The following is an 8979-nucleotide window of genomic DNA, read 5'->3' on the forward strand; positions in this document are numbered from 1 at the left end:
ACCACAGCCGAAACCCGAACCGGCCAAGCCCCAGCCGCGCCCCGAGCCCAAGCCGCAACCGCTGCCCAAACCGGCGCAAAAGCCCCAACCGAAACCACAGCCCAAGCCGCAGCCGAAACCCGCGCCCGCCAAGCCCGCCCCGGCGACGAAGCCCGCGCCCGCGGCCAAGCCCAGCCGGTCCGAGGCCAAGCCCGCGGCGGCCAAGCCCGCGACGCCCGCGCGCGGCAGCGGCAACAGCGCGACGGCGACCGCCGCCAAACCGCGCGGGTCGCGTCTGGGCGACAATTTCCTGAAGGGTCTCTCGCCCGATCCGTCGCCGTCCAAGTCGACCGCCGCCCCCGCCACCAAGATCGGCGCGCAGCAACTGGCGAACATCGCCTCGGCGATCCTGCGGCAGGTGCAGCCCTGCGCCAATCGGCAGGTCACGCCGGGGCCGGGCGCGGAGCGGATTCGCGTGACGATGAACCTGCGGCTCAACCGCGACGGCAGCCTGGCGGGCGAACCGCGCGTGATGGGGCATAGCGGGGTCGATGGCGAGAATGAGCGCTATGTCGACCGGGTCGACGCGCTCGCGATCGCGACCTTCAAGGGCTGCTCGCCGTTGCGCGGGCTGCCGGCGGAACTTTATGACGTGCCGGGCGGCTGGAGCAACTTCACGCTGCGCTACAAACTACCGGGTTGAGGATGATGCTAATGCCCCGTTCCCTGCTGACTCTTCCGCTCACGCTGGCGCTCGCCGCCAGTGCCGTCGGCGCGCAGGACGTGCCCGCGCCCGCCCCGCAGGCGCAACAGCCCGCCCCGGCGGAGCAGCAGCCGGGGCTCGCCCCCGCCAATGGGCAGGAAGGGCTGGTCGTCGATGTCGAGGGCGGCATCTCCGCCCCCATGCCGATCGCGATTCCCGCCATGCCGACCAGCGCGGTCGTGCAGACGGCGGCGGGCACCACCGATGTCGTCGGCCAGCAACTGTCGCAGATCATCGCCAACGACCTGCGCAATTCGGGGCTCTTCACCCCCGTTCCGCCCGCGCAGCTTCGCACCGTATCCTTCCCCGAAGTGACCGCGCCCGCCTTCGACTATTGGAACGGCACCGGCGCACAGGCGCTGGTCCAGGGCTATGTCCGTGCCAATGGCGACGGGACGCTGACCGTGGGATGCTATCTGTACGACGTGCTCGCCCGCAGCGAACTGGCGCGGCAGGGCTTCGTGGTCTCGCCCGGCGACTGGCGGCGCGCGGCGCATAAGTGCGCCGACAGCATCTATACCAAGCTGACCGGCGAAGGCCCCTATTTCGACAGCCGCATCACCTATGTCTCGGAAACGGGGCCCAAGGGGCGGCGGATCAAGCGGCTGGCGATCATGGACCAGGACGGGGCGAACCACCGCTTCCTGACCAACGGCCAGTCGATCGTGCTGACCCCGCGCTTCGCGCCGAACCAGCAGTCGATCGTCTATATGTCCTATGTCGACAAGCGGCCCGCCATCTATGTCTATGACATCGGATCGGGGCGGCAGCGTCTGGTGGTGCAGAATGCCGCGACGACCTTCGCGCCGCGCTTCTCGCCCGATGGCCGCTGGATCCTGTTCTCGATGGCGCAGGCGGGGAATACCGATATCTACCGCGTCTCCGCGCAAGGCGGCACGCCGCAGCGGCTGACCAACGCGCCGGGCATCGACACGGGCGGCAGCTATTCGCCCGACGGCTCCAGAATCGTCTTCGAGAGCGACCGCTCGGGCGGGCAGCAAATCTATGTGATGAACGCCGACGGATCGAACCAGCAGCGGATCAGCTTCGGCGGCGGGCGCTATGCGACCCCGGTATGGAGCCCGCGCGGCGACCTGATCGCCTTCACCAAGCTGGGCGGGGCGTTCCGCATCGGTATCATGAGCCCGTCGGGCGGCGGCGAAAAGCTGCTGACCAACAGCTGGCAGGACGAGGGGCCGAGCTGGTCCCCCAATGGCCGGGTCATTACCTTCCAGCGTTCGACCCAGGGCTCCTCGGGCAAGGCGGATGTCTGGATGGTCGACCTGACCGGCGTCAACGAACGGCGGATTCCGACCCCGCTCGACGGATCGGATCCGGCCTGGGGACCGTTGCGACCGTAAGCGTTTACGGGCATGAGTTTCGGGGGCGAAACGAACCAAAAGGGAGTGATAGTCCAGTGACCAAGATCAAGACCACGTTCGTCGTCGCCACCATGGCGCTCGCGATCGCCGGCTGCGCCAAGAAGCGGCCCGAAGTGCTGCCGCCCGCGCCGGTGGACCAGAATGCGCCGGTGGACCCCAATGCGGGCGCGAACACCAACCCGGACGGCGCGATCGTGCCCGGCTCGGATGCCGATTTCCGCCGCTCGGTGACGTCGAACACCGTGCATTTCGGGCTCGACCAATATGACATCGATCCCGAGGCCCGCGCGATCCTCGACAGCCAGGCCGCCTGGTTGCAGCGTTATCCCAATGTCCGCATCACCATCGAAGGCCATTGCGACGAGCGCGGCACCCGCGAATATAATCTGGCGCTGGGCGACCGTCGCGCCAATGCCGCCAAGAACTATCTGGCGGCGCGTGGTGTCTCGCCCGACCGGATGAACGTCATCAGCTATGGCAAGGAACGCCCGATCGCGCTGGGTTCGGACGATGCCAGCTACGCGCAGAATCGCCGCGCGGTGACGATCGTCCTCAGCTGATCCGCTTCATTCCTCCCCATCTCTGATGGGGAGGGGGACCATGTCCGAAGGACATGGTGGAGGGGCGTCGCCCGTGAGGGCGATCGGATAGGGCAGGCTGGTTCGTCCTTGCCCCTCCACCACCGCTCCGCGGTGGTCCCCCTCCCCAAGCAAAGCTTGGGGAGGAATGCGTTAGCCCCGGAACGCGCTGTTTAACAGTTTCGCCAGCCGCAGCCCGCCGCGCTTCACCTGCTCGCGTTCGACCGGGGCCATCGCCCGGATCGCCGCCTCGTCCATCCGCATATGCGCCGGCGTCGGCTGGCAGGGATCGCCGCCCATGGCAGCGGCATAGGCGCGCTTGGCGATCGCCCAGTTCTCGCGGCTCCACGCAATCACCCCGCCCGCCGACTCGCGGCGCTGCTCGGCCAGCGGATAGCGGCGGACCAGCTTGGGCGGGGTCGAAATGGCGCGTTCCGCCAGCAGGCCGTCCCAGATCGAATGGAGGTTCAGCCGGGGCGTCGCATAGACGCCGTAGTCGACATGGGTGTCGTTGCCGCCCTTGTCGCTCTTGTCCCCAGCATGAAGCGGCTGGTGCAGGTCGCCGACGAAGTGGACGAGGAAGGCCAGCGCCATCACCCGGTCCTTCGGCGCGGCGTGCTTGTTCTTCAAGATGGCGAGCTGGCGCGGAATCTGCGTCGACACGCAGTCGCCCGTGTCGCAGGCTGGGGGCAGGCGGAAGGGCTGGCAGATGTCGATATTCTGATAGTGCCAGACATAGGCATAGCCGAAGCGCGACTTGCCCTCGGCATCCTTCAACGGCTTGACGCAATCCGGCCAGACGCTGGCCTCCTCGATCGTCCGTGCGGGGCAGGTCGGGGTGTCGAGACTGGCCTGCTGGCGCAGGATCTGGCGGATCTCGGCGCGGGCGTGCGGCGTGATATTGGCCCAGGCGATGGCCGCGACGGTCTCATGCCCATATTCCCAATAGGCGGCGGCGGGGGAGGCCAGGGTCAGGCTGGCGAACAGGCCCGCCAGCATCACGATCAGGATACGCAACTGCTTCATGATCGGGCCTTTATCCTTCATCGGCGTAGATCGCCACCCGGTGTTCGCCCGCCGCCGTCGCCCGGCCGCGATACATGCCCGCAGTCGTCATGCTCCAGGCGATGGTCCCGTCGGGCGCGGCGACGATGGTGCCGCCGGTCCCGCCCAGCGCCTTCACCTCGGCCAGCACGGTGTCGGCCGCCACCTGCACATCCTCACCGGTGAAGCGGCGGCGCGCGGCGATCTCATGGCCGACGCCGACGCGAATGAAAACCTCGCCCGAGCCCGTGCACGACACCGCGCAGGCCCGGTCGTCGGCATAGGTGCCCGCGCCCACCAGCGGCGAATCGCCGATCCGGCCCCAGCGCTTGCCCGTCACCCCGCCGGTCGAGGTGGCGGCGGCGACATGGCCTTGCGCGTCGCAGGCGACCGCGCCGACCGTGCCGTATTTCATGTCGCTGTCGAACGCATCGGCATTGCGGGAAAGGAGTTCGTCGAGCTGGCGGCGACGCTCCTCGGTGTGGAACCAGGCGGGATCGACCTGCTCCACGCCCTGTTCGATCGCGAAGCGGTCCGCGCCCGGCCCGGCGAGCAGGACATGGGGGCTGGCCTCCATCACCTTGCGGGCGAGCGATACGGGATTGCGGGTGCGGGTCACGCCCGCGACCGATCCGGCGCGCCGGTCGCGCCCGTCCATGATCGCGGCGTCGAGTTCGTTGGTCCCCTCCCGCGTGAAGCAGGCGCCGCGCCCGGCATTGAAGTGCGGATCATCCTCCAGCACCCGCACCGCCGCCTCGACCGCGTCGAGCGCGGTTCCGCCGCTCGCCAGCACCGCCGACCCGGCCTTCAGCGCGGCATCGAGCCCGGCGCGTGCGCCCGCATCCTGTTCGGGCGTCAGCACGTCACGGGTGATCCGGCCCGCGCCGCCATGGATGACCAGCGACCAGGAAGCGGACATGGTGGGAACTCCGATAAACCAGGGGAAAGGATGGCCGCGCCCCTATCAGATCGCGGCTTTCCTGCCATCCCCCGAGACCGCAGGCCGACCGATGGGATGTGGCCTCAGCCCGATCAGTGGGCGCAACCAGCGCACCCGGCGCCCGATGAGGTAGAAGGCCCAGCACCCCGCCACCGTCGCCACGATCAGCACCAGCGCGTCGAGCCACAACGGCAACCCCGCCCGCCGCAGGTAAAAGGCGACCAGGATGATGATCGTCTGATGGACCAGATAGAAGGGAAAGACCGCCTCGGTCAGTGTCCGCCGCCAGGGATGGTCGCGGTTCCAGAATCGCTCCGCCACGCCGATCAGCGCGACGACCGCCATCCATCCCTGCACCGCGCGCGCGCCGGCAAAGACGATGCCCAGCCCCTGCGGCGCGCGTGCCAGGCCCGGCCAGCGCCACTCCAGCCCCGCCGCCACGCCATAGCTCGCCAGCGCGATCAGCCCGGCCACCACCCAGCCGCGCCGGAAGCTGTCCAGCACCCGCTCCGACCCCGCCATGCCGAAGCCGAACAGCAAAGCGGGGAAATAGATGGCATGGGCCAGCCAGTCGTCGAACAGCCCATGCGTCTCCGACTGGCCGGGAAAGAAGCGGATATCGATCAGCAACAGCCAGACCACCGGCAACACCGCGCCGCCCCATCCGCCCAGCACCCGGTCGAACAGCCCTTGCGCCTTCACGCCCCAGCGATGCCCGGTCGCCAGCATCACCGCCACCGCCATGGTATAGGCCCATAGGTAACCGACGAACCACAGATGGTTCCAGGCCGGGGTCGGCACCACCCCGCCGATCGCGCGAAAGCCCAGCCAGTCGCGCGTCCAGAAGGTCCAATAGGACCCGCCATAGCTGTATTTGCTCACCAGTTCGGCCCAGATCTGCGGCGGCACCAATACGGCCACGCCGAAGGCCAGCGGGACGAGCAGCCGGATGCTCCGCCCGCGCACGAAGCTGAAGATGCTCGGATGCCGTACCGCCAGCGCGCGGGTGGCATAGCCCGACACGACGAACAACAGCATCAGCCGCCACGGATTGCTGGCCAGCATGGGGATCGCGACCCAGGGCAGCCGCGCCAGCTGGACGTGAAAGCCCCAGGGCACGAACACCATGCCGATATGATAGAGGATCAATATGGCGAAGGCCCCGACGCGCAGCCAGTCGAGTCCGTAATGACGGGGAATGGGGGCAGCGGCAGTCATGAGGGGGTCATCGGGCGATCATTCTGGAGCGTCTGGTACAGCACTGACTTTGAACCGCAACGCCGTGCGCGTATATAAGGGCCCATGTCCATTCGTCCCTGGCGTGACATTGTCCGCCGCCAAAGCCGTCAGATCATGGTGGGCAATGTGCCCGTGGGCGGCGATGCCCCCGTCACCGTGCAGACCATGACCAACACGCCGACCAGCGATCCGGTCGCCACGCTCGACCAGATCCGGCGCTGCGAAGAGGCGGGGGCGGACATCATCCGCGTTTCCTGCCCCGACACCGATTCGACCGCCGCGCTGGCCAAGATCACCAAGGCGGCGCGCGTTCCCATCGTCGCGGACATCCATTTCCACTATAAGCGCGCCCTCGAAGCGGCGGACGCGGGCGCGGCCTGTCTGCGCATCAATCCGGGCAATATCGGCTCGTCCGAGCGCGTCGCCGAAGTCGTCCGCGCCGCCAAGGCCAATGGCTGCGCCATCCGCATCGGCGTGAATGCCGGGAGCCTCGAGAAGGACCTGCTCGAAAAATATGGCGAGCCATGCCCCGAGGCTTTGGTCGAATCGGCGCTCGACCATATCAAGCTGCTCCAGGACCATGATTTCCACGAATATAAGGTCGCGGTGAAGGCGTCGGACGTCTTCCTGGCGGTGGCGGCCTATCAGGGGCTGGCCGAGGCGACCGACTGCCCACTGCATCTGGGCATCACCGAGGCGGGCGGGCTGATCGGCGGGACGGTCAAGTCGTCCATCGGCATCGGCTCGCTGCTGTGGTTCGGGATCGGCGACACGATCCGCGTCTCGCTCTCGGCCGAGCCCGAGGAAGAGGTGCGCGTCGGCTTCGAGATCCTGAAGGCGCTGGGCATCCGCAATCGCGGCGTGCGCGTCGTGTCCTGTCCTTCCTGCGCGCGGCAGGGCTTCGACGTGATCCGCACCGTGCAGGTGCTGGAGGAACGGCTCCAGCATATCCGCACGCCGATGTCGCTGTCGGTGCTGGGCTGCGTCGTCAACGGCCCCGGCGAGGCGCGTGAGACCGATATCGGCGTGACCGGCGGCGGCAACGGCAAGCACATGGTCTATCTGTCGGGCCTGACCGACCACACGGTCGAGGATGCCGACATGGTCGAGCATATCGTCAAGCTGGTCGAGGCCAAGGCCGCCGAACTGGAAGCGGCCGACGTCGCCAAGGCGGCGATCGCGGCGGAGTGACCTGACATTCCTCCCCTTGCAGGGGAGGTGGCAGGCCGCAGGCCTGACGGAAGGGGGGCTTTCTCACAGGACATCCTTTGTGGAACGCCCCCTCCACCATCCTTCGGATGGTCCCCCTCCCCTTGCAGGGGAGGAATGGGTGTCGTTACGGTTTTGGTATGACCATCATTCGCATCGCGGCCGCCCTGATCGAGGACTCCGCCGGACGGCTCCTCCTCGTTCGCAAGGCGGGAACCCGCTTCTTCATGCAGGCGGGCGGCAAGATCGAGCCGGGCGAGACGCCCGCCGCCGCGCTGGTCCGCGAGTTGGAGGAGGAAATCGGGCTGTCGGTTGCGGAGGGCGCGTTACGCCCGGTCGGCCGCTTCTCGGCGGCGGCGGCGAACGAGCCGGGGCACCATGTCGATGCCACCGTCTTTCACCTGCGCATCGATCACGACCCGGTCCCCGCCGCCGAGATCGCGGAGGCGATCTGGGTCGATGTCGATTCGGTCGAGGCGATGCCGATCGCGCCCTTGCTCCGTGAGCATATCCTGCCTCGTTACCGGCAGGGCCTCGCTTGAATCCTCCGGTGCCGGAGAGGATCAGAGTCGCAGTCCCAGTCGCACCCCCGCGGCCACATCCGGCGCGCCCTTGCTGACCCCGGCGCTGCCCTGCATGCCCAGCGACAGGCGCTGTGATAGCGCGGTGTCGAGCCCCGCGCCGATCTCCTGCCGGTCGGCGACCTGATCGCTGACCCGCGAGGCGTAATTGTACGAGACGCTGACCTCGCTCGCCTTGCCGATGCCGAGCGCCACGCCGCCCCGCGCGCTGGTCACGTCGCGCAAGGCATAGCCGTCCGGCTGCCCGACAAAGGTGTGGCCGACCGCCGCGAAGGGCGTGACCTTGCCCGGCACGGCGGCTTCGGCGACGACCGAATAATCCGCCTTGCCGGTGCCCAGCCCTTGCGAGGCCGAGGCGGTGGGCAGCTTCGCGCTGCCGGTCAGCGCCAGCGCCAGATGATGACGGCGCGGCGACACCAGTTGCACCGAGGCCCCCACCACCGCATCGCCCAGCCCGCTGCGCTTCACGCGGGTCGCGGGGCGGGTGGGGTCGACCAGGATCGGCAGGCCCAGCGGCCCGCCGGGGGCGACGACATTGCCCGGCGCATCGACCTGCACATAAGGCAATGCGGCGAACACCGTCACCCGCTTGTGCTTGGCGCGCAGCGAGGCGGTCGAACTGGCGCTGCGCACGCGTTGACCGGTGCCATATTGGCCCGAGGTATAGTCGGCGCCGACCGAGGCGGTGACCTGTGCACTCGCGGGGGCCACCAGCAGCATGGCCAGACCCGTTGCGGCGAGGAGCGTCTTCATTTCCCTTTGTCCCTTGGTGTCGTGTCTCGCAGGGGCAACGGATGCGGGGCGGGGTTTAATCCGCAGGTTCGTTTGACGGGAAGGGTGAGGGCGGTGCTCATGCTATCACCCGGCCCTCGCCTTTCCCCGTCGCCCCCGGTATCGCCGACCGCATGAGCGCGCGCACGTCCCCCGTCATCGCCTTCGGCGCCGCGGCGCTGGGCATCGCCATCTATTCGGTGATGGATACGCTGATGAAGCGGCTGTCGATCGACAGCGGGGCCTATAGCGCGGTGCTGTGGCGCTCCTGGGTGGGCGTCGCGATCACGGGGGCGCTGTTCCTGTTGCGCGGAGGGCGCTGGCCGGGGCGTCATGCGCTGACGCTCCATATCGCGCGCGGGGCAACCGGGGGGGCGTCGGTCTTGCTGTTCTTCTGGGGGCTGGCGCGGGTGCCGATGGCGCAGAGCGTCGCGCTGACCTTCCTGGCGCCGCTGATCGCGCTGTTCCTGGCGGCTTTCACGCTGGGCGAGAC

General features: G+C 68.4%; 10 protein-coding genes. 6 read left to right on the plus strand and 4 right to left on the minus strand.

Features of this window, described 5'->3' with window-relative positions:
- From OXQ33_RS17170 to pal, 3 genes are all read left to right on the plus strand, one after another.
- Nucleotides 1-682: cell envelope biogenesis protein TolA (locus tag OXQ33_RS17170; protein ID WP_267435991.1), on the plus strand; the 682-nt coding region annotated here is incomplete at its 5' end.
- Between the two features lie 11 nt (nt 683-693).
- Nucleotides 694-2103 carry a Tol-Pal system beta propeller repeat protein TolB gene (gene tolB, locus OXQ33_RS17175; RefSeq protein ID WP_267435993.1) on the plus strand — a complete coding sequence of 470 codons (1410 nt, stop codon included), beginning with the start codon at nt 694-696 and terminating at the stop codon, nt 2101-2103.
- Between the two features lie 56 nt (nt 2104-2159).
- Nucleotides 2160-2684, plus strand: a complete 525-nt coding sequence (gene pal, locus OXQ33_RS17180) for a peptidoglycan-associated lipoprotein Pal (protein WP_267435995.1) — start codon at nt 2160-2162, stop codon at nt 2682-2684.
- Nucleotides 2685-2855: 171 nt separating this feature from the next.
- Here the strand turns inward: pal and OXQ33_RS17185 are convergent, their stop codons facing one another.
- Genes OXQ33_RS17185 through OXQ33_RS17195 form a run of 3 tightly spaced genes read right to left on the minus strand, consistent with a single transcriptional unit; the run spans nt 2856 to nt 5904 of the window.
- On the minus strand, nt 2856-3728 hold the full coding sequence (locus OXQ33_RS17185; protein WP_267435997.1) for a S1/P1 nuclease: 873 nt from the start codon (nt 3726-3728) through the stop codon (nt 2856-2858).
- 10 nt (nt 3729-3738) lie between these two features.
- Complete coding sequence (locus OXQ33_RS17190; protein WP_267435999.1) at nt 3739-4665, minus strand: isoaspartyl peptidase/L-asparaginase; 927 nt, start codon at nt 4663-4665, stop codon at nt 3739-3741.
- Between the two features lie 45 nt (nt 4666-4710).
- On the minus strand, nt 4711-5904 hold the full coding sequence (locus tag OXQ33_RS17195) for an acyltransferase (RefSeq protein ID WP_267436001.1): 1194 nt from the start codon (nt 5902-5904) through the stop codon (nt 4711-4713).
- A gap of 84 nt (nt 5905-5988) precedes the next feature.
- Here OXQ33_RS17195 and ispG point away from each other — a divergent pair, with 84 nt between their 5' ends.
- Nucleotides 5989-7116, plus strand: coding sequence for a flavodoxin-dependent (E)-4-hydroxy-3-methylbut-2-enyl-diphosphate synthase (gene ispG, locus OXQ33_RS17200; RefSeq protein ID WP_267436003.1), 1128 nt, complete (start codon nt 5989-5991; stop codon nt 7114-7116).
- 158 nt (nt 7117-7274) lie between these two features.
- The gene (locus OXQ33_RS17205; RefSeq protein ID WP_267436005.1) at nt 7275-7676 is read left to right on the plus strand and encodes an NUDIX domain-containing protein; all 402 of its coding nucleotides are present in this window, start codon (nt 7275-7277) and stop codon (nt 7674-7676) included.
- 21 nt (nt 7677-7697) lie between these two features.
- On the opposite strand, the gene OXQ33_RS17210 is transcribed toward OXQ33_RS17205, so the two are convergent.
- Nucleotides 7698-8468: a transporter gene (locus OXQ33_RS17210; RefSeq protein WP_267436007.1), complete on the minus strand. Its 771-nt coding sequence runs from the start codon at nt 8466-8468 to the stop codon at nt 7698-7700.
- A gap of 152 nt (nt 8469-8620) precedes the next feature.
- Here OXQ33_RS17210 and OXQ33_RS17215 point away from each other — a divergent pair.
- The coding region (locus OXQ33_RS17215; RefSeq protein WP_267436009.1) for an EamA family transporter at nt 8621-8979 on the plus strand (359 nt) is incomplete at its 3' end.

The sequence above is a fragment of the Sphingomonas sp. GM_Shp_1 genome (genome assembly GCF_026540895.1).
Taxonomy (GTDB): domain Bacteria; phylum Pseudomonadota; class Alphaproteobacteria; order Sphingomonadales; family Sphingomonadaceae; genus Sphingomonas.